Origin of the sequence: Pseudoalteromonas sp. CO348, from assembly GCF_004208845.1 — a bacterium.
Classification (GTDB): Bacteria; Pseudomonadota; Gammaproteobacteria; order Enterobacterales; family Alteromonadaceae; genus Pseudoalteromonas; species Pseudoalteromonas maricaloris.
This window is the reverse complement of the sequence record NZ_SGPI01000082.1, coordinates 1-275: the sequence shown is the minus strand read 5'-3', so window position 1 is coordinate 275 and position 275 is coordinate 1. Positions and strand designations below refer to the sequence as shown.

1 tRNA gene is annotated in these 275 nt (G+C 43.3%); it reads left to right on the top strand.

What is annotated here, in order from left to right:
* The first annotated feature begins 3 nt into the window (after positions 1–3).
* Positions 4–80: transfer RNA gene (locus EXT48_RS23590), tRNA-Met, on the top strand.
* The last annotated feature ends 195 nt before the right edge of the window (positions 81–275 follow it).

Here is a 275-nt window from a genome sequence, read left to right as displayed (position 1 = left end):
AGGCGCGGGATGGAGCAGCCTGGTAGCTCGTCGGGCTCATAACCCGAAGGTCGTCGGTTCAAATCCGGCTCCCGCAACCAATTTTTAATTGGACTGTAAAATCTAAAAAACTACTCCAAAACTCGTCGGTTCACTCTTCATAAATTAATGGCTCCCGCAACCAATTCTTAATTGGACTGCACAATCTAAAGAATTACTCCGAAACTCGTCGGTTCACTCTTCATAAATTACTGGCTCCCGTAAGCAATTCTTAATTGGACTGTAAAATCTAAAAA